Below are 21,201 nucleotides of genomic sequence, written 5' to 3'. Positions count from 1 at the left end.
GGTTTTATTTTATATAACAAAACAAACAAACAAAATTATTACAATGGAAAAATCATCAGAATTAATTGCATTAGAAGAAAAATACGGAGCACATAATTATCATCCACTACCAGTTGTTTTAGAAAAAGGAGAAGGGATTTATGTATGGGACGTAGATGGGAAAAAATATGTAGATTTTTTATCTGCTTATTCAGCAGTTAACCAAGGACATTGTCATCCAAGAATTGTAAATAAATTAAAAGAGCAAGCAGAAAAGTTAACATTAACATCTCGTGCTTTTTATAATGCAGAGTTAGGTAAATTTGAAAAATTTGTAACAGAGTTATTCGGTTTTGATAAAATATTACCAATGAATACTGGAGCAGAAGCAGTGGAAACAGCTTTAAAAATTGCTCGTAAATGGGGATATGAAAAGAAAGGAATTCCAAATGGTGAAGCGATTATTTTAGTTTGTAAAGATAATTTCCATGGAAGAACAACTACGATTATATCTTTCTCTAATGACGAAGAAGCGCGTAAAAACTTTAATCCATACACAAGTGGATTTATAGCTGTTGACTACAATGATGTAGATGCATTAAAACAAATTTTAGAAGAAAAAGCAGATAAAATATGTGGATTTTTAGTTGAGCCAATTCAAGGTGAAGCTGGTGTAAATATTCCATCTGACGGATATTTAAAGGCTTGTCAAGAATTATGTAATCAACACAATGTTTTATTTATTGCAGATGAAATACAAACTGGAATTGCACGTACAGGAAAAATGTTAGCAATAGATCATGAAGATATTAAAGCTGATATGATTATTCTTGGTAAAGCAGTTTCTGGTGGAGCTTATCCTGTTTCTGCAGTTTTAACAAACGACGAAATAATGAATGTGATTAAGCCTGGTCAACATGGTTCAACTTATGGTGGAAATCCTTTAGCCGCAGCAGTTGCAACGGAGGCTTTACAAGTTGTTTTGGACGAAAAATTAGCAGATAATTCAGAAAGATTAGGACAAATTTTTAGAAGCGAAATTACTAAAATGACAGAAGAATTTCCTTTATTTAAATCTGTAAGAGGAAAAGGATTATTAAACGCTATTTTAATAAATGATACGGAAGATTCTGATACAGCATGGAATTTCTGTGTAGCAATGAAAGATAATGGTTTATTAGCAAAACCAACACATGGAAACATTATCCGTTTTGCTCCTCCATTAGTTATTACAGAAGAACAATTACACGATTGTTTAGCAATTATCCGTAAAACTGCTGAAGAGTTAAAAAATAATACTTTTTTTAAAGTAATATAAAGATAATACTGATTTTAATATCCCAAAGAGTTAAATACTTTTTGGGATATTTATTTTGTCAGAAAATGATACAATAATTGGCGCTAATTTTTAGGCATAACATTGTAAGTAGGATCTTCTTCTAAATTAACTTCAATAACACTTTTTGCATTTTGTAAAAGCTGAATACAATCTTGACTAAGATGTCTTAAAATAACTGTTTTATTTTGTTGAGAATATTTTTGTGTAATTGTATTTATAGCTTCTATAGCACTCATGTCAACAATTCTACTTTCTTTCATATCAATTACAACTTCATTAGAATCCGAATTAATTTCAAATTTTTCTAGAAAAGTAGAAGTAGAACCGAAAAAGAGAGGTCCATAAATCTCATAAACATTTCTACCTTTTTCATCTATAGATTTTCTTGCTCTTATTCGTTTAGCATTATCCCATGCAAAAACTAATGCAGAAATAATAACACCAACAAAAACAGCTAAAGCCAAATTGTGTAAAATAACTGTAATAGCAGCAACTAAAACACTAATAATAATATCAGATTTAGGCATTTTTGTAATTAATTTAAAAAATCCCCATTTAAAAGTAGAAATAGCCACCATCATCATTACTCCAACAAGCGCTGCCATTGGAATTTTTTCTATAACCGGAGCTCCTACTAAAATAATGAGTAAAATAGTTAAAGCACCAATTGCAGGTCCAATTCTAGAACGAGAACCAGCATCTAAGTTAACAAACGTTTGTGCAATCATGGCACAACCACCCATTCCTCCAAAAAATCCGTTGGTAACATTCGCAGCACCTTGTGCGATACACTCTTTGTTAGATGAACCTTTTGTAGACGTTATCTCATCTACTAAAGTTAGCGTTAACAATGTTTCTATCAAACCTACAGATCCCATTATAATAGAATAAGGTAAAATAATTTTTAATGTCTCGAGATTAAAAGGAATTGTTGGAATTTTAAATTGAGGTAATTCACCTTTTATACTCGCAATATCTCCAACAGTTTTTGTATCAATATTAAAACCTAAAACAATAAGAAATATAACAAAAATGGCAACTAACGAAGAAGGAATTACTTTTGTTATTTTTGGAAAAAAATAGACAATTGCTATCGTTAAAAGTGTTAATCCTAACATTGTATAAAGAGAATATCCAGCTATCCAGTGAGTAATATCTCCGGCTTTTATTTTAAATTGCTCCAATTGCGACATAAAGATTACAATCGCCAAACCGTTTAAGAACCCATACATTACAGGTTGAGGAATCAGTCTTACAAATCTTCCTAATTTAAAAATACCAACTATAATCTGAAAAACTCCTGCTAGTAAAACCGCTGCAAATAAATATTGTTCTCCATAAGTAGCATTTAATGCAATAAGTGTAATAACAGTTGCACCAGCACCTCCAGAAACCATTGCAGGTCTTCCTCCAAAAATTGCAGTAATAATCCCCATAATAAAAGCTCCATAAAGTCCAATTAAAGGAGATAGTCCTGCTAAAATTGCAAACGACAAAGACTCAGGAATCATGGTCATAGCTACAGTTAAACCAGCTAAAACTTCATTCTTAAGATTGATTTTGTTTTTGATGTTTGATAATGAAATACTAAGCATTTATTTTGATGATTGATGTTGACGCAAAAGTAATGATAAACGTCAATATTCTTAAAATAATTAAGACGAATTAGCATAATTGTTAAAACTATCATAATCCTTAATTAACGATTAGGTAATATTGGAACTCTATTTTTGCGAGAAATTTAAAACACATGAAACATTTTCTTAAACTTTCCTTATTCATACTCGGACCAATTGCGTTAGCGCAAAGTGGTGTGATTGCGGGAAAAGTTGTTGATTCAAATGACCAATTTTCTTTACCAGGAGCAAATCTTCGTATAGAAAATACTAACAAATATACCGTTTCGGACCAAAACGGTAATTATCAATTCTTAAATTTAGCACCAGGAACTTATACAGTTTTAATTGATTATTTAGGATATGAAACTATCTCTCAACAAATAGAAGTTGTAGATAATAAAACAGCTACAATTAATTTTGAATTATCTAATGGTTTAAATGAATTGAGTGAAGTTGTAATTGTTGGAGATTATTTAAAAGGGCAAGCAAAAGCACTTAATCAACAAAAGAATAATGGAAATATTACCAATATTATTTCTTCTGATCAAGTAGGGCGTTTTCCTGATGCAAATGTTGGTGACGCTTTAAAACGTGTTCCAGGTATTACAATGCAAAATGACCAAGGAGAAGCGCGTAACATTATTATTCGTGGTTTAGCGCCAGAATTAAACTCTGTTACATTAAATGGAGATCGTATTCCTTCTGCAGAAGGAGATAATAGAAATGTACAAATGGATTTAATTCCATCTGATATGATTTCTACGATTGAAGTTAATAAAACATTAACTCCTGATATGGACGCTGATGCAATCGGTGGCTCTGTAAATTTAATTACACGTGCAGTTCCAAATAAAGAGCGTATTTCTGTTACTGCATCTGGTGGTTATGCACCAATTAGAGAGAAAGGATTATATAACAGTGCATTTGTTTATGGTAATCGTTTTTTTAATAATAAATTAGGTGTTGTTGCTTCTGGTAGTTATCAAGTTCAGAATTTTGGATCTGATAATATAGAAGCAGTTTGGGGTAAAGATGAAGAGAATGGTAATGGAGAGTTTTATGTAACTCAGATGGATGTACGTAAGTATGATGTACAACGTGTAAGAAGAAGTATCTCTTTTTCATCTGACTTTAAGTTTAATGAAAACAACCGTATCGACTTAACAGCTATTTATAACTGGAGAGATGATCGTGAAAATAGATTCCGTACACGTTACCGTAGTATAAAACAAGTTATGGAAAATGATGAAGTAGTTGGTTATACAGGTGAAATTCGTCGCGAAACAAAAGGAGGTATTGATAGTAAAAGAAATAAAAATACACGTTTAGAAGATCAACGTGTATATAATATTTCATTACGTGGAGAGCATTTAATTACGCCTAAATTGGATATGGATTGGGGTGTTTCTTATTCAAGAGCGAGCGAAGATCGCCCGAATGAGCGTTATATAGATTTCCGCCATCGTAATGTAGATTTAACTGAAGATTTATCAAATGGTAATCGTCCTTTAGTTACAACTGCTAATCCTGATCTTCCTTCAAATTATTCTTTAAGAGAGATTACAGAAAATAATAACAATACATACGAATCTGAATTAGGTGCAAAAATTAATTTCCGTGTTCCTTTTAGTGTAATAGCTAATCAGAAAGGTCGTTTAAGATTTGGTGGACGTTTACGTTTAAAAGATAAAAAACGTAACAACGATTTCTTTTCTTACGAGAGTGTAGATGGAATGGTTGGTGGATTAGGACAAGTACCTAACTCATATTACGGAGGACAAGGTTACGGACCAGGATCACAATATGTACCAGGATTCTTTGCTTCTAATTCTTATTTAGGGAATTTAGATTTAAAAAATCCAGCTTTATTCGAAGAAAGCTCTGTTCCTGCAGAATTTTTAGCTGTAAACTATAAAGCGAAAGAAAGAATTACTGCTGGATACATTCGTTGGGATCAAGATTTATCTAGTCAAACATCTTTAATTGCTGGTGTTCGTTTCGAAAATACAAATATTGAGTATACTGGTAATTATGTTCAAGATGAAGAAGAATTAATTAGTGAAGTAACAAATAAGAATGATTATTTAAATGTTTTACCAAGTATCACATTAAAGCATCAATTTAATAAAGACTTTATTTTAAGAACAGCTTTCACAACTAGTATTGCTCGTCCTAATTATTATTCTTTAGCTCCATTCGTAAGTGCGCTTCCTAATGATTTAGAAATAGCTGCTGGTAATCCAGATTTAAAAGCAACTTATGCTTATAACTACGATGTAATGTTAGAAAACTATTTCGAAAACATTGGTATTGTTTCGGGAGGTTTCTTTTATAAAAAATTAAATAACTTTATTTATTCGTACATCAATCGTAATTTTACGTCTGATGATTTTGCTCAATTATTTCCAGATGTAACAAATCCTATTGTTCCAGGTCAAGAATTTATCTTTACACAAGATAGAAATGGAGAAAGTGTTAGTGTTTGGGGATTTGAAGTAGCTTTACAACGTCAGTTAGATTTTATTCCTGGAGAGTTCTTTAAACATTTAGGTATTTACCTTAATTATACTTATACAGATTCTAAAGCAAAAGGTGTTACAGCACGTGAGGATTTAACATTGCCAAAAACAGCTCCACACATGTTTAATGGATCTTTAGCTTATGAAAATAAGAAATTTACTGCACGTATTTCTATGAACTATACTGCTGCTTATTTAGATGCAATTGGAGCTACAGCAGACGATGATAGTTATTATGACAAACAATTATTTGTAGATGCAAACGTATCATATAAATTCAATAAGAATTTAAGAATATTCGCAGAAGCAAATAACTTAACAAATCAAGAATTAAGCTATTATCAAGGGGTAAGAAGTAGATTAATGCAATCAGAATTCTATCAACCAAGATTTACAATGGGATTAAAATTTGATTTCTAATTATCATTAAATTACAATTAATATAAATCACTTTACGGTCAGTTTTGATTGTAAAGTGATTTTTCAATACATACACAAAATGAAAAAAATATTCATCACATTATCTATATTAACTGTTTTTAGTGCTTGTACAAGTTCTAAATTAGCGCCAATTCCTAAAGACGCTTTAAAACCAACAGTAACAACGCAACCAACACCAAATGACACTGATGATCCTGCAATTTGGATTAATCATAAAAACCCAAGCGAATCTATTGTTATCGGAACAGATAAGGAAGAAGCTGTAGGAGGATTATATGCTTACAATTTAAAAGGAGAAATTATTAATAAAATAACGCCTTTAAATCGTCCAAATAATGTAGACGTAGCATATGGTTTTTCTTATCAAGGTAAAAAGATAGATATTGCTGTAACAACAGAAAGAGCAAATCATAAAATAAGAATCGTTTCTTTACCAGATTTTAAATTAATCGACAATGATGGAATTGATGTTTTTGAAAACGAAGAAATTCGTGACCCAATGGGAATTGCAATGTACACACAAGGTGATAAAATTTATGCAATTGTAGGACGTAAAGATGGACCATCTGAAGGGTATTTACATCAGTATTTATTAGCTGATAACAACGGGAAAATCGAAGCTAAATTGGTTCGTAAATTCGGAAAATATTCTGGGAAAAAAGAGATAGAAGCAATTGCTGTAGACCAAGAATTAGGTTATATTTATTATAGTGACGAAACTGTTGGTATAAGAAAGTATTATGCTGATCCTACAAAAGGAAATGAAGAGTTGGCTTTCTTTGGACAAAAAGATTTTAAGAGAGATCATGAGGGAATCGCTATTTATAAAACATCAAATACAGATGGTTATATTTTAGTTTCAGATCAGCAAGCAAATTATTTTAATGTTTACAAAAGAGAAGGAACAAATGGAAACGCAAATCAACATGAATTAGTTGCAAAAATTCCAGTTTCTACAGTAGAATGTGATGGTGCAGATGCTGTTAATTTTAATTTTGGTTCTGCTTTTCCAAAAGGATTTTTTGTTGCAATGAGTAATGGAATGACTTTTCAATTGTATGATTGGAGAATTATTCAAGCTGAAATAGATAAACAAGCTAAATAGTTAAATTCTTAGTTTAATAAAAAATAAAGAGAAGAGTATTCAATAGGTTGGATGCTCTTTTTTTGTTGTACAGAGTAAGTTGTAAAATGTAAAAAGTATAGAGAACAAAGTACTTTATTGTATTTTGTTTGTCATCCTTATCACATTGAGTTTAGTCTAAATGTTGTTTCGAGAACATATAGTGAAACTGTCATTTCGAGTGAAATTCGTTTAAAATTTTATATCGAGAAATAAGTAAGGATTGATTTTCTTGTCTAAGTTCTCGATACAATTTTTCTTCATTTCATTTCGAAAAATCACTCGAACAGACAGAAAATAGTTTTTTTTTGATTATTTCTAATCCGTCATTTCGAGTGGAATTCGATAGAATTTTGTATCGAGAAATAAGACAGCTTATTAATTTTCTTGTCTAAGTTCTCGATACAATTTTTCTTCATTTCATTTCGAAAAATCACTCGAATAGACAGAAAATAGTTTTTTTTTGATTATTTCTAATCCGTCATTTCGAGTGAAATTCGTTTAGAATTTTGTATCGAGAAATAAGACAGCTTATTAATTTTCTAATCTAAGTTCTCGATACAATTTTTCTTCATTGCATTTCGAAAAACCACTCGAACTGACAGAAAATAGTTTTTTTTTGTTTATTTCTAATCCGTCATTTCGAGTGTAATTCGATAGAATTTTGTATCGAGAAATAAGACAGCTTATTAATTTTCTAATCTAAGTTCTCGATACAATTTTCTTCATTTCATTTCGAAAAATCACTCGAACTGACAGAAAATTGTGTTGTAATTTTTTAAATTTTAGAATGCGATGTTGAAAGGAAAATAAACAAGAACTTTTAATCTCTAAAAGTCTCTTTTGTTGAGGTAAGTAACAAAGGCACAAAGTTACAGAAATATTTTAGATTATATAGCTTGATTTGTGTTGAATAATCTTGTTAATTTTACATCCCGAAAACAAACAAATTCACGATGAACAAGCAAAATTTTAATCCAATTGAAGAAGTTTTACATTTAATAAATGAAAAAGGGGGTTGGGTTAATACACATTCACACTTAGATAGAGCATATTCATTAACTTCGGACACATTCTCGTTATCAAATTCTTATTTAAAAGAGAAATGGCATTTAGTAGATGACATGAAACGTAATTCATCTGTAGATGATATTTATTTCCGTATGGAAAAGGCAATTAACTTCATGTTAGAGCAAGGTTGTCAAGCAATAGGTTCTTTTATAGATGCTGATGAGGTAATAGAAGATCGTAGTATACAAGCAGCACAACGTTTAAAAGATAATTACGGAAAAGATATCGAAATGCGTTTTGCGAACCAAGTTTTAAAAGGAGTTATTGATCCTAAAGCGCGCGAATGGTTTGATATGTCTTCAGATTTTGTTGATATTATTGGAGGTTTACCTGCAAAAGATTTCGGAAAAGAAGAGGAGCATTTAGATATTTTAATGTCTACTGCTAAAGCTAAAAATAAATTAGTTCATGTTCATGTGGATCAGTTTAATACAGACGAAGAAAAAGAAACTGAACAATTAGCGCTGAAAACAATAGAACATGGAATGCAAGGAAAAGTTTCTGCTGTACATTCTATTTCAGTTGCTGCACATCCACGTAAATACCGTTACGAATTATATGATTTAATTAAGAAAGCAGACATGAACATTGTTTCTTGTCCTACAGCTTGGATAGATCATAATAGAACAGAGCGTTTAGCTCCTTCGCACAATTCGGTAACACCAGTAGATGAAATGATTCCAAGAGGAATTAATGTGGCTTTCGGAACAGATAATATAAATGATATTTACAAACCTTTTTCTGATGGACATCTATTAACAGAATTGCGTGTAATGCTAGAGTCGTGTCACTTTTATGACGTAGAACAATTAGCAAATATTGCAACAGTAAATGGCTTGAAAGCATTAGGAATTCAAAAATAAAATGTATATTTATACAAAATTAAATCTCGCTTTTGCGAGATTTTTTTTGAAATGAACATTATTAATACCAGAACAATCTATGCAATTACATATACAAAACGAAACATCTCAATTAAAAACGGTTGTTTTAGGAGTGGCAGAATCAAACGGGAATATTCCAAGTCTTGATGAAACATTTGATGCTAAATCTTATGAAACTGTTCAGAAAAATGAATATCCGAAAGAAGATGACTTGGTTAATGAAATAAAAGAATTTGAGGAGGTTTTAAAAAAATATAATGTTGAGGTTTTACGCCCTTCATTAATAGAAAATTGTAATCAAGTTTTTTCCAGAGATGTAGGTTTCGTTATTGATGATGAGTATTTTATCTCTAATATTATTCCAGATCGTTTAGAAGAAGTTGAAGCTTATCAAACCATAAGAGATCAATTTGATCAAAGTAAAATTAATATCTTACCAGAAGAAGTTTATGTAGAAGGAGGAGATGTTATTGTACATAACGATTATATTTTTGTAGGAACATACAAACAAGCAGATTTTAGACAATTTAAAACTGCTAGAACAAATGTTGAGTTTGTAGATTATATCAAGAAAAAATTTCCTACTAAAACGGTTTTAGATTTTGAATTAAAGAAAGATGATCAAAATCCATATGAAGGTATTTTACATTTAGATTGCACATTTAATCCTGTAGGAAAAGACAAGGCTATTATTTACAAAGATGGATTCTTATTTGAAGAAGAATACCAACAATTAGTAGATATTTTTGGAAAAGATAATTTATTCGAAGTTACAAAAGAAGAAATGTTTTGGATGAATCCAAATGTTTTTTCTATTTCTCCTGAAGTGGTTGTTTCTGAGAAAAATTTTACACGTTTAAATGCTCATTTAGAAAATGTTTGGGGAATTAAAGTTGAGGCTATTAATTATCAGAATATCTCTAAAATGGGAGGATTATTTAGATGTTCAACAATGCCATTAATAAGAAATTAAGATGAAAAATAAACAATATACTTCAACTATATTAATGGTTGAGCCAACTGCTTTTTACTATAATCCAGAAACAGCAGTTAACAATTACTTTCAAACAGAAACTTCTGCTTCTCAAGAAGAAATTCAGCAGCAAGCATTAGAGGAATTTAATGGAATGGTTTCTGCATTACGCTCTAAAGGAGTAAATGTTATCACGATAAAAGATACATTAACACCTCATACGCCAGATTCTATTTTTCCTAACAATTGGATATCTTTTCATTCGGACGGAAATGTAGTATTATATCCAATGTTTGCAAAAAATAGGAGAGATGAGCGTAGAGAAGAAGATGTTCTTGGTTTGTTAGAAGAGAAAGGATTTTTAATTAATGATGTAATTGATTTTACATCGGCAGAAGAAGATGAGATTTTCTTAGAAGGAACGGGCAGTATTATTTTAGATAGAGAAAACGAATTAGCATTTGCTTGTATTTCACAAAGAACAGACGAAGAGTTATTAATAGAGTTTTGTGAAGAATTAGAATATACACCAGTTGTTTTTACTGCAAACCAAACAGTAGATGGTCAGCGTAAACCAATTTATCATACAAATGTAATGATGTGTATTGCAGATAAATATGCAATTGTATGTTTAGATTCTATTGATGATAAAAAGGAAAAGAAAAATGTATGTGAGTATCTTTTAGAATCTGGAAAAGAAATAATTCCAATAACAGAAGCTCAAATGCATCAATTCGCTGGAAATATGTTACAAGTTGGTGGATTAGGACAATCTTATTTAGTAATGTCACAAACTGCTTATAACTCGTTAACAGAAGATCAGAAAAGTAAAATAGAAAATTATAATCCTATTTTACCTGTAAAAATAGATTTGATAGAAAAATTAGGCGGAGGAAGTGCTCGTTGCATGATGGCTGAAGTTTTTCTACAGAAAAATAATTAAAATTATATACCATGAAAAAATTAATTTTAATACCTGCATTACTATTAATTTCGATGACTACTATTCAGTGTCATGTTTCTAAAAAAATAGATTCGTTAGCTGAAGAAGAAAAAGAGAATAATGAAAGTAAGTATTCTAAGAATACATTGATTATATATTTTGAACCAAGTGCCAAAGAATCTGTATTTAAAGAGATTAAAAAATATGGGGCTGAAATAAAATATAATTATGAAAGTCTTAATGGTGCTGCCATTACAATTCCTAAGAATAAAACATTAGAAGAATCTGAGAAATACTTAAAAAATATCAAAGGAATTTTAGAAGTAAATCGCGATCAGATTATGACAATACATTAAAAAAAAAGTGTCTTATAAATTTTTATAAGACACTTTTTTTTATTTCATCTATTCTAAGAGAAAAAAGTTCTAATTTTTTCTACTACTTCATTTGCTTTATCATGCATACCCAATTGTTCTAAAGTCTCTACATAATCCATTAAGAATACTTTTATTTCTTGGTTAGTAGAAGCATCAAAATTATCTAAATAATCATTAAAATCCATTTCACCTAAAATCTTATCAAAATAGATATTTGCATTTTCATATTGTTTTAATTTAGTATAAAGAGATGCAATAGTGTGATTAATATAAAAACTATTTACAGACGCTTGCTCTAAATTCTCATCTACTTTAAAGTATGGAGAATCTAAATAACTCTTATACGTTTCTATTGCTTTTTCGTAGTCTTCTAAAACTTCATAACAACGAGCCTTAAAGAATTTTATCTCATAAAGTTCATCTTCATTTAATTTATTAAAGAAGGTGATACTCTCGTTTGGATTAGAATAAAACTTACGATAACCAATAATAAAATCTTCTACAAAATCAACATCTGTTTGTTCGATTCCAAAATTTAATAAATTTTGAGATTGTTCTTCTGTTAATTGTCCAATAAAAGCTTCCCAATAATTTACCAAAGTATTAAAATCATAAGCTAAATCTTCTACAAAAATTTGCGCAGCAATGCGTAAAAATTTATCTCCTAAACTATCAATTATATCATGGTCTTCATCAGATAAATCCGTAGGATTGTACAATAAATCTTCTATAACTTCTGAAGCTTTTTCTTCTGAATATTCTTTGTTTAACTCTTTTAAAGTATTAGTGAAATTGAATTCCATTAGAATTTTATTTATGTTTTATAATAGCTGTAAAGATAACTTAAATTGATAGAAGTAAGAAAATATGAAGTAAAAGAGCATAAAAAAAGAGCTTTACAAAGCTCTTTTTTTCTTCCACGATTTCATCCAATCAAAATAATCATCTTTAAATTCATTATTATTTAATTGGCTGATAATTTCACTTTGTTTTTCTCTGTTGATATCATCATCAATAACAGAAAAATTTAAGAATATGTCTTTTCCGGCTTCATCACGAAAAAAGTTTTCATTTTTTAGATCTTCTAAAACCTCGATACATTTCTCATTAATTTGATTTTGGAAATGATAAAACCAATCTTCATCATTATCATGCTCATCTGCAACAGCTTTACACATTTGATTAATTTCTTCAAATGATTTTTTAGCTCCTTGGTGTTCAAATTTCCATTCCGATGGCTCGTATTTATAATAAAAAAAATCATCATCATCTGAAATATCATTTAAATATTCTGATGAATTTGAAGAAGGATGAATAGCAATTGTAGCGTCATTGTTGCACAATGCAAAAGCATAGATTTCTTCCTTTGGGTTTTGGTTATAAACTTCGGTAAAAGCTTGTTTAGTAGAGAGCTTTAGTTTATTCTTGAAATCATTAAAATCCATTCATTTATAAATTATATTTATACTAAATTAATTTTTCAGAAAAATAGATAAAATTCTACAAATATTAAAACATTGTTAAATTAATTTTTGTAAATGTTTATTAAATAATTTATTATCGTTTGTACAGGTTTTTCTAACGATTTTATTTAGAGTTAGTTCATAAAAAAATCTCAATAATTAATTATTGAGATTTTTTTTATAATTTATTTTTTTTCCATTTTATAAAAGAGAAGAATAACAAAACTAATAGCAAAAGAAACACCCATTGCTAAGGCAGAAGCTTTCATTCCGCCCGAATATTCTATTAAAACACCATAAATTATCAATCCTAAGAATAAAGCAAACTTCTCAAAAACATCGTAAAAACTAAAGTAAGTCGTAGTATCTTCTGTAGGTGGTAATAATTTTGCATAAGTAGAACGAGATAATGCTTGTAAACCTCCCATTACTAAACCAACCATTGCAGCCATTATATAAAATTGAGTTTTTACATTTGGATCATTCTTATTTATTAAATACCCAATTAAACAAGTGATTATCCAAATAAAAATACCTATTAATAATGTCTTTTTATTTCCAATTTTACCAGAAAGATAAGAAAATAGCCAAGCACCAATTACTGCTTCTATTTGTATTAAAAGAATAGTCATGATTAATTCTGACGATTCCATTCCAATTTCTGAACTACCAAATAAGGCAGCCATTAAGAAAATGGTTTGCATAGCTAAACTATAAAAGAAGAACCCAGATAAGAATACTCTAATATTTTTATATTGATTAAGATCTCTAAATGTATGCTTTAAATTATTGAAGCTAGATTTTATAATATCTTTTGGAATTATTTTATCGAACTTATGGTTAGGTAATTTGTTTAATGCAATTTGCCCAAATCCAAACCACCAAATTCCAGTTAATAAGAAACTGATACGTGTAAACAATGCTTGTTTATCTTCTGGTGCAAATTGTATCATAGCCAAACATACCGTTAATAATAACACAGAACCTATGTAACCAAACATGTAACCTTGAGCTGAAACTTTGTCCATTTTTTCTTCCGAAACAATTTCTGGTAAATAAGAGTTGTAAAAGACTAAACTTCCCCAAAAACCAATACTTCCAGTTATATTTAATAATAAGGCTAACCAGGTTAAATCGCTTGATGTAAAAAAGAACATTCCAGCGCAAGATATAGATCCTAAGTAACAAAAGAACCTAAGAAATTTTATTTTATTTCCAATTAAATCTGCAATAGAAGATAATACAGGAGAGAATATTATTACAAAAAAGAAAGCAATTGCTAATGAGAAATTGAAAGCAGATTCGGGTAATAGACCTAAAAATTTTATTGGTTCATCGTCTGCATTTGTTGTCATTGCAGAATAATAAACGGGAAAAATTGCAGAAGCAATTACTAGCGAATGAACAGAATTTGCCCAATCATAAGAAATCCAAGCACGAGTTAATTTAGTATTGTCTTTCGTATTCATATTATGTTTATAGTATAAGCAGTAAACTTAAGAAAAAATACGAGAAATAATTGTTATGTTTTTGTATTCATATTAAAGTATAGGAAATAATTTATTTAACTAAAATATTTTATAATTCTTGGGAATATATAATTGAAGAAGTCAAAAATTTTAAAAAAGTTTAGGCGGTTAATTGAGGAGGTGAGCGAATTACCTCTATAATAAATTGATTGGTTTCTCTTTTTGACACAGCAAATATAATGATAAAACACTACCAAGTGTCTTAAAATCTCGTTTTTTTTAATTAAACTTGTATCTTACTAAACGAATATGGAAAGAAAAGCTGTTGCTGGAGGCATTCGTAACAAAGAACGTAGCAAGAAAAAATTTCTAGATGCTGTAGGTGAAATCCTTAAAACCAGAGGATATGCCGCTTTAAAAATCAATGATATAGCGAAAGTTGCTGGAGTTGATAAAAAAATGATTTATACTTATTTTGGAGGAATTGATGGACTTATAGATGAATATATAAGTACTACAGATTTCTGGATGAATGTAAAAGAAGAGAATATTGACATTGATATTTCTGATGGTGGAAAAAAAATGACTGAAGAAATGTTACATTCTCAATTTGATTATCTTTTAAGTAGTGTCGAATTACAGAAAGTATTAATTTGGCGATTATCTGAAGAAAGACAATCATTAAAAAAAATGATCGAAGCACAAGAGGAGACAGGTGAAATGCTTTTTAAAGGAATTTCCGATCCTCATTTTGGTGACCAAGCAGAGAAATTTAGAGCAATTATGGCACTTGCTGTTTCTGGAATTTATCACTTAACAATTGATACAACTTTAAATGGAAGTGTTTTTTGTGGAATAGATTTAAAGACAGAACATGGTAGGCAAGTAGTAAAAGAAGCTTTATCTTTTATTGTAGATCAAACGTATGAGAATTTAAAATAAACTTTCAACTATTCTTTTCTGAAAGAAAAAAGATGATGGATAAATCGTCTGTGAAACCATTTTAAACCCATTCTTTTCTAAAACCTTACACGAACCAATATTTTCTTTTTTAACCCACGCCTCAATTATTTCAAAGCCTTTCAATTTTAAAATTTTTAATAATAATTCTACCACAGAAGAAGCAAAACCTTTGTTCCAAAACTTCTCATCTATAGAATAACCAATAATTGCTTTTTTCTTTAATGGCTGATACATTATTGTACCTATTAAATTGTCATGTATTTTTTCGATTATAGCAAAACGATATTCATAACCAGCTTTTTTTGCTTCTTTTTCATAATCAAGCATTTTATAAGCATCTTTTATGGTGTACATTGGTTTTGTTTCACGATATTTCATGGCTTCTTTATTCGAGTATATTTCGAATAAACGATCAGCATCATATACCGTAAGCTCTCTTAGATATAACAAATCATTCTCCATTTGTTTCTAATTTTTTTGCTCGTTCTAATTTTGCGATAAGTTTAGATTTAGCAAGTGTAAGTGCATAATCTTTGGCTTCGGCAAAAGAAATGGAATATTTTCTATCTATATCTTTAATATCAGTTGGTAAATTACTCATGATTTTATCATAATACTGATCGAGTAGAGTGGAAGATGGTAATTTGAAATCTATTTTTAATTGAAATCTTCTTAGCAAAGCAACATCTAGTATATGTGGATGATTTGTAGCTGCAATTAATATAGAATTTTGTGGTAAGTAATCTATTAACTGAATAACAGTGTTTACTAATCTGCGCATTTCGCCTACATCTTTATCATCATTTCCTCTCGCTTTTCCAATTTGATCAAACTCATCTAAAAATAAAATAGCTTTTTCTCGAGTAGCTTTATCAAATAACATACGAATATTCTGAGAAGTTTCTCCAATTCGAGAGGATACAATGTTACTTAAATTAAGAATTAAAATAGGTTTTCCTATTTCTTGCGCAATAGCTTTTGCTGTGGTTGTTTTTCCACAGCCAGAATATCCATGTAATAATATTTTGTTGTTAACTGGTAGATTATAATGACTTAACTCATCAATAAACTGATATTCTTTGATGAGCTGTTGTATTTGTATTAGATTTTCATCATCCAATAAAACATCATCCAGATAAATTTTCTCTTTATCATCTACAATTAAATCGTAAATATTCATAGTTGTATACTTCGCTGTATCAAAATTAAACATTTTAAACTATTTAAATAAATGATTAAAACCTTGTTTTATTTTTCTTTGAATTTTAACATTATTTTATACTTTTACATCTTAATCGGTTTTAGGATAGGAATTATATGGCTTCAGGAATATTTGCGATATTAGATGATATTGCAGCTTTAATGGATGATGTAGCAGTAACAAGTAAAATTGCCACACAAAAAACAGCAGGAATTTTAGGAGATGATTTAGCAGTGAATGCAGAAAAAGCTACTGGCTTTTTATCATCAAGAGAATTGCCTGTTTTAATGAAAATAATGAAAGGATCTTTTATCAATAAATTAATTATTGTTCCTTTTGTATTTTTGTTAGAATGGTTATACTCACCAGCAATTACAATAGTTTTAATTTTCGGAGGTTTTTATTTGGCTTACGAAGGTGTAGAGAAAATTATAGAGTTTTTATTCCATCGTCCTAAAAAAGGACATGAGGTTATAAAAGAAAAAGAAGTAAATGTTTCTGAGAAACCAGAAGTTGCTGAAAAAGAAAAAGTAAAATCAGCAATTATTACGGATTTTATACTTTCTGTAGAGATTGTTATTATTGCCCTTGCAGCGGCAAAAACTGGATATGCAACTTTAAAATCTGAATATGATCCTTTCCTTGTAGAAATTGTTACAGTATCTATCGTATCAATTATTGCAACAATAGGTGTTTATGGTATTGTAGCATTAATAGTGCGTATGGACGACGCTGGTTTTAAATTAATAAAAGCATCAAATGATAAAGGTTTTCTTTCTAAATTAGGACACTTCTTAGTTAAAGCTTTACCAAGTGTAATTAAAATTTTAAGTGTTGTAGGAACTATTGCTTTACTTTTAGTTTCAGGAGGAATATTTGTTCATAATATAGCATATATCCATCATCATTTACCAACTACAATCCCTTCATTTATTAGTGAAGCTCTTATAGGATTAATAGCAGGATTATTAGTGGTATTAATTGTTACTATATTTAAAAAACTATTTGGAAAAAAACAAACAGCTTAGCATTTTGATACAATTTTTAAAATTAATATAATTCGAAAAATAATTATATTTGTATTAATAGATAATTGTGTGATTTTTAAAGATTATGAAATATAAATTATTAAAAGACGTAATTACAAGTATTGAAGAGTTTGAAAATTCTGTTGGCGAAAATGGCTCAAAGGATTTTGCTTCTTATAAATCATGGTTAATGAATGATACTTCTTACAGGAATGTAAGTTGGGAAGGAAAAGATGATGGGAGATCGGCAGACAGCATAATTAATACCCTTATTGTACATCTTAACAGGTATGCAAAAACATATTCAAAATCAGTTATTCATAAAACCAAATTTGTATCTCAAGAGGATTTTATTTATTTAATTAATCTTAGAGCTGTAGGTCCTATGAAAAAAAGTGATCTGATAAAGAGAAATATTCATGAAAAATCTCCAGGAATTCAGATTATAAATAGACTTATTTCTAATGGTTGGATAAATCAGATTGATGACGAAGTTGATAAGCGAAGTAAATTAATTTCTTTGACAAACGAAGGAGAGAAAGTTCTAGAAGAGAATATGGAAAAGATAAGAACTGCAACTTCTGTCGTTGCTGGAAGATTAACTGAAGATGAAAAATTAAGATTAATTGGACTGCTAAAGAAACTAGATGAGTTTCATTTACCAATTTATCATGAAAATAAAAACCCAGACGATTTACTAGCTTACGCTAACGAATTATTGAAGAAATAAAAAAAACGTGGTCAAAATTTGATCACGTTTTTTAGTTATAAAAAATATAAAGAATCTGTTGGAGTTTTCTTTTTTAATTAAGTTCAGCAACAATCTCTCTCCATTGCTCTAATTCTGCAATTCCTGGTTTTCTTTTTCCAAAGAATTGAACGATTATTTCTCCCTTATCATTAAATACTTCTATTGCAGTTACAATACCATCTTCTGTAGGTTTTCTTACAATCCAAGATGTTGCAATTTTATCCATATCTAAGTGCATATTAAAATCTGGATCTAAAATATTAAACCAGTTTTCATGCCACATTGTACGTTTTATATTACCAGTGTGGATTTGGATATTTCCTTTGTTTCCAGTAAAAACCATTATCGGAGTTTCTGTTTCAGCAGCTTTCTCTAACATTTTAACAATACTATCTTTGTTAATTTGTTTTGCATGATAATCTGTTGGAGCTAAACGTAAAGCCTGCGTTCTTGTAACCCCATATTTACGTAACATAGTAAAGAAATTGTGTGTATCTTTTAAATCTATCCAAGATTGTTGGAAACCTTCAACATCAATTTCAGAATCTGGTTTTTCTGTTACATTATTTTCTACTTTTTCTGTAGCAGGAATTGTTGTTTGATCAGCATCTTTGTATTTTTCTACCAATGCATCAAATGCTTCTGTATTACTTTGTGGAACTAAGTATATTTTATGAATAGCTTCTCCATCTTTTCCAAAAAATTGTAAACTTTTACGTTCACCATGTTCTGAGCTTTCAACAACAGCAAAAGCAGTTTTCCAATGCGTTAAGAAAATACGCATATCAATATCTTCACCAACAAATAGTTGTGCATGAGGAGAAGAAAAATCTGGATTTAAATAAATACCCTTTCTTTCATGTACACATTCGTTGTTACGTGTAAGTGCCATTACTTTTCCTAAAGACTCTATTTCTTGTAAAATAGCAGCATGTTCTGGTTTTAGTTTTGTAACACCATTACCTAAATCTGTTGCTAATAATTCCATTTCGCTAACACCTAATTCTTTTGCAGCGTTACGAATTCTAATTTTTGGTTGATTTGCTTTCAAATCATCCCATTGTTTTTTTAAATCTGTGATTGTATTCATTGTGATTGTTTTTTTTCCAAATAAAATAAGTGGTTTCTGATCGAGCGGATTTTTACAAATTGTACACGGAAATTTATAAATCTTAGATATGATATCTGGTTTAAATACATTTTCGGGTAAATCTTTTAGTACAATTTTTCCTTTATCCATTAAAATAACTTCATCTGCAAACTGTGCAGCCAAATTAAGATCATGAATAACCAATATAATCAGGTTTTCTTTTTGTTTTAACTCTACTAAAGTCTCTAATAAATTAAATTGATGAGAAACATCTAGGTTGTTTAATGGTTCATCTAACAAGATTAATTTTTGCTGATGATTATTATCCAATTGAGAAAAAATACGAGCTAAATGTACACGTTGTTTTTCTCCTCCAGAAAGATGGATATATTCTCTATTTTTTAAATGAGAAATATTGGTTTTATTCATCCATAATTCTATTGCATTTGTATCATTTTTTTGCGGTTGATGATCAAAATAGGGGTAACGTCCCATTAAGACAACTTCTTCAACCGTAAGCGGAATATCTGCTGGTTGATGTTGAGAAAACTTCGCTTTATGTTGAGATAAATCTTCTTTTTTCCAGTTTTTTAAGAGAATTTTTTTAAACTGTATTTCGTTCTTCTTTGGTTCAATTTCATTTGCAATATAACTAAGTAAAGAAGATTTCCCTGCTCCGTTAGGACCAACGATAGCAATTATCTTTCCTGAGTCAGAATCAAATGAAATATCCTCTAAAATTTTGAAGGATTTGTGCTGATAATTAATTTTTTCTACCGTTAACATTACAATGATTTTTTATAATTCATTAAAATAGATATAAATACCGGAGCGCCCATTAACGAAGTTAAAATTCCAATTGGAATTTCTGATGGAGCAACAACAGTTCTACTAATTGTGTCAGCAACAATTACCAAAATTGCACCTAAAAATGCAGATAATGGTAGAATGATAACATAATTAGATTTAAAAATTAATCTCAAAATATAAGGAACAATTAATCCTACAAATCCTATAGTTCCTGAAAAAGCAACAATTGTTCCTACTAACAATGCAGAAAAAATAATGATTTGTTTCTTCGTTTTTTCAACATTAATTCCAAGATGCTCTGCATCTTTTTCTCCAAGCATCATTGCATTTAATATTTTTCCTTTTCGTATTAAAAAGAAAAAACTTACAACAATAACAACACTTAAAATTAAAATTTTGTCCCAGTTGGCACTTGCAATGCTACCTAATGTCCAGAATGTCAAGTTTCGTAGTTCTTCTTCAGTTGATAGATAAGTTAGTAATCCAGTTGCTGCTCCACAAAGTGCAGAAATTGCAACACCGGCAAGTAACAGTATTGTTACATTAGTTTTATGTTGATGAGAAGAAATTTTATAGACAAAAACGGTAGAGCACATAGCTCCTACGAATGCCATTATACTAAGTAATGAGTAATGAATAATTTCTGGGACAAAATTTTTGATATATCCTCCTAATACAATTGTAACTGCAGCAAATAAAATACTTCCAGATGTTACACCAATTAAATCAGGAGATGCCAAAGGATTTTTAAAAATTCCTTGTAAGCAAGTTCCTGCAACGGCTAATCCAGAACCAACTAAAATAGCCATTATAATGCGTGGCAATCTTAATTCGAATAAAACATAAAAATCACTTTCGTTAATAGCACTTTTATTAGAAATAGCATTATTTATTATAGATAAAATAGAATCATTAAATTGGTAAACACCTAAAAAAAGTGCAATACCAGCCATAATAAATATTACTAAACTAAGTAATGAAAGATGAATTTTAATTTGCGGATACATGTATAATTATAGTTTTTTGTAATAAAATTGTTTAAACTGATTAGTTTACATTGATTTGTCATATTGAGCCTATCGAATTTATTATTCTTCGACAAGCTCAGAATGACATGATGTATAAAACAAATTTATAGTCATTAAAAAAGTTTAAACA

General features: G+C 29.4%; 18 protein-coding genes and 1 pseudogene. 10 read left to right on the top strand and 9 right to left on the bottom strand.

Going from position 1 to position 21,201, the window contains the following annotated elements; genetic code table 11:
* Nucleotides 1-43: 43 nt before the first annotated feature.
* Nucleotides 44-1,297 (top strand): ornithine--oxo-acid transaminase, encoded by a 1,254-nt coding sequence (gene rocD / locus BUA86_RS06965; RefSeq protein WP_072931138.1) that lies wholly within the window; start codon nucleotides 44-46, stop codon nucleotides 1,295-1,297.
* Nucleotides 1,298-1,380: 83 nt separating this feature from the next.
* On the opposite strand, the gene BUA86_RS06960 is transcribed toward rocD, so the two are convergent.
* A complete protein-coding gene (locus tag BUA86_RS06960) occupies nucleotides 1,381-2,913 on the bottom strand; it encodes a SulP family inorganic anion transporter (protein ID WP_072931134.1) in 1,533 nt (510 codons plus the stop codon).
* A 155-nt stretch (nucleotides 2,914-3,068) separates the two neighbouring features.
* On the opposite strand from BUA86_RS06960, the gene BUA86_RS06955 reads away from it, so the two are divergent.
* The 6 genes from BUA86_RS06955 (at nucleotide 3,069) to BUA86_RS06930 (ending at nucleotide 11,247) form a co-directional block, all read left to right on the top strand.
* Nucleotides 3,069-5,876 (top strand): TonB-dependent receptor, encoded by a 2,808-nt coding sequence (locus BUA86_RS06955; RefSeq protein ID WP_072931132.1) that lies wholly within the window; start codon nucleotides 3,069-3,071, stop codon nucleotides 5,874-5,876.
* A gap of 79 nt (nucleotides 5,877-5,955) precedes the next feature.
* Nucleotides 5,956-7,002, top strand: a complete 1,047-nt coding sequence (locus BUA86_RS06950) for a phytase (RefSeq protein ID WP_072931130.1) — start codon at nucleotides 5,956-5,958, stop codon at nucleotides 7,000-7,002.
* Between the two features lie 974 nt (nucleotides 7,003-7,976).
* The gene (locus tag BUA86_RS06945) at nucleotides 7,977-8,954 is read left to right on the top strand and encodes an amidohydrolase family protein (RefSeq protein ID WP_072931128.1); all 978 of its coding nucleotides are present in this window, start codon (nucleotides 7,977-7,979) and stop codon (nucleotides 8,952-8,954) included.
* A gap of 79 nt (nucleotides 8,955-9,033) precedes the next feature.
* A complete protein-coding gene (locus BUA86_RS06940) occupies nucleotides 9,034-9,948 on the top strand; it encodes a dimethylarginine dimethylaminohydrolase family protein (protein WP_072931127.1) in 915 nt (304 codons plus the stop codon).
* Between the two features lies 1 nt (nucleotide 9,949).
* Complete coding sequence (gene ctlX, locus BUA86_RS06935; RefSeq protein ID WP_072931125.1) at nucleotides 9,950-10,891, top strand: citrulline utilization hydrolase CtlX; 942 nt, start codon at nucleotides 9,950-9,952, stop codon at nucleotides 10,889-10,891.
* Between the two features lie 11 nt (nucleotides 10,892-10,902).
* Nucleotides 10,903-11,247, top strand: a complete 345-nt coding sequence (locus tag BUA86_RS06930; RefSeq protein WP_072931123.1) for a S8 family serine peptidase — start codon at nucleotides 10,903-10,905, stop codon at nucleotides 11,245-11,247.
* Nucleotides 11,248-11,300: 53 nt separating this feature from the next.
* Here the strand turns inward: BUA86_RS06930 and BUA86_RS06925 are convergent, their stop codons facing one another.
* From BUA86_RS06925 to BUA86_RS06915, 3 genes are all read right to left on the bottom strand, one after another.
* Nucleotides 11,301-12,071 carry a tetratricopeptide repeat protein gene (locus BUA86_RS06925; protein WP_072931121.1) on the bottom strand — a complete coding sequence of 257 codons (771 nt, stop codon included), beginning with the start codon at nucleotides 12,069-12,071 and terminating at the stop codon, nucleotides 11,301-11,303.
* Between the two features lie 93 nt (nucleotides 12,072-12,164).
* Nucleotides 12,165-12,713, bottom strand: a complete 549-nt coding sequence (locus tag BUA86_RS06920) for a DUF4303 domain-containing protein (protein ID WP_072931120.1) — start codon at nucleotides 12,711-12,713, stop codon at nucleotides 12,165-12,167.
* Nucleotides 12,714-12,916: 203 nt separating this feature from the next.
* A complete protein-coding gene (locus tag BUA86_RS06915; protein WP_072931118.1) occupies nucleotides 12,917-14,200 on the bottom strand; it encodes an MFS transporter in 1,284 nt (427 codons plus the stop codon).
* Between the two features lie 309 nt (nucleotides 14,201-14,509).
* On the opposite strand from BUA86_RS06915, the gene BUA86_RS06910 reads away from it, so the two are divergent.
* Nucleotides 14,510-15,142 (top strand): TetR/AcrR family transcriptional regulator, encoded by a 633-nt coding sequence (locus BUA86_RS06910; RefSeq protein ID WP_072931116.1) that lies wholly within the window; start codon nucleotides 14,510-14,512, stop codon nucleotides 15,140-15,142.
* On the opposite strand, the gene BUA86_RS06905 is transcribed toward BUA86_RS06910, so the two are convergent.
* Complete coding sequence (locus BUA86_RS06905) at nucleotides 15,134-15,625, bottom strand: GNAT family N-acetyltransferase (RefSeq protein WP_072931114.1); 492 nt, start codon at nucleotides 15,623-15,625, stop codon at nucleotides 15,134-15,136. The two genes, BUA86_RS06910 and BUA86_RS06905, sit on opposite strands and share 9 nt — an antisense overlap.
* Nucleotides 15,615-16,343 carry an AAA family ATPase gene (locus BUA86_RS06900; RefSeq protein ID WP_072931478.1) on the bottom strand — a complete coding sequence of 243 codons (729 nt, stop codon included), beginning with the start codon at nucleotides 16,341-16,343 and terminating at the stop codon, nucleotides 15,615-15,617. Before BUA86_RS06900 ends, BUA86_RS06905 begins: the two co-directional genes overlap by 11 nt.
* A 137-nt stretch (nucleotides 16,344-16,480) precedes the next feature.
* Between BUA86_RS06900 and BUA86_RS06895 the strand changes: the two genes are divergently transcribed.
* Together BUA86_RS06895 and BUA86_RS06890 are read left to right on the top strand one after the other, a co-directional pair.
* On the top strand, nucleotides 16,481-17,392 hold the full coding sequence (locus BUA86_RS06895) for a DUF808 domain-containing protein (protein WP_072931112.1): 912 nt from the start codon (nucleotides 16,481-16,483) through the stop codon (nucleotides 17,390-17,392).
* An 85-nt stretch (nucleotides 17,393-17,477) separates the two neighbouring features.
* Nucleotides 17,478-18,122, top strand: coding sequence for a MarR family winged helix-turn-helix transcriptional regulator (locus tag BUA86_RS06890; RefSeq protein ID WP_072931109.1), 645 nt, complete (start codon nucleotides 17,478-17,480; stop codon nucleotides 18,120-18,122).
* Between the two features lie 73 nt (nucleotides 18,123-18,195).
* Here the strand turns inward: BUA86_RS06890 and BUA86_RS15955 are convergent, their stop codons facing one another.
* The 3 genes and pseudogenes from BUA86_RS15955 to BUA86_RS06880 all read right to left on the bottom strand — a co-directional run bounded on the left by BUA86_RS15955 (nucleotide 18,196) and on the right by BUA86_RS06880 (nucleotide 21,050).
* Nucleotides 18,196-19,233 carry a hemin-degrading factor gene (locus tag BUA86_RS15955; RefSeq protein WP_083580324.1) on the bottom strand — a complete coding sequence of 346 codons (1,038 nt, stop codon included), beginning with the start codon at nucleotides 19,231-19,233 and terminating at the stop codon, nucleotides 18,196-18,198.
* Nucleotides 19,234-19,314: 81 nt separating this feature from the next.
* Nucleotides 19,315-20,019, bottom strand: a pseudogene (locus BUA86_RS15950) (ABC transporter ATP-binding protein); the annotation flags it as partial.
* Complete coding sequence (locus tag BUA86_RS06880; protein WP_072931106.1) at nucleotides 20,019-21,050, bottom strand: FecCD family ABC transporter permease; 1,032 nt, start codon at nucleotides 21,048-21,050, stop codon at nucleotides 20,019-20,021. The gene BUA86_RS06880 and the pseudogene BUA86_RS15950, both read right to left, overlap by 1 nt.
* Nucleotides 21,051-21,201: the final 151 nt, after the last annotated feature.

Origin of the sequence: Chishuiella changwenlii (genome assembly GCF_900142565.1) — a bacterium.
GTDB lineage: Bacteria > Bacteroidota > Bacteroidia > Flavobacteriales > Weeksellaceae > Empedobacter > Empedobacter changwenlii.
Note: the sequence above shows the minus strand (reverse complement) of the source record. Positions and strands in the feature narration are given on the sequence as shown.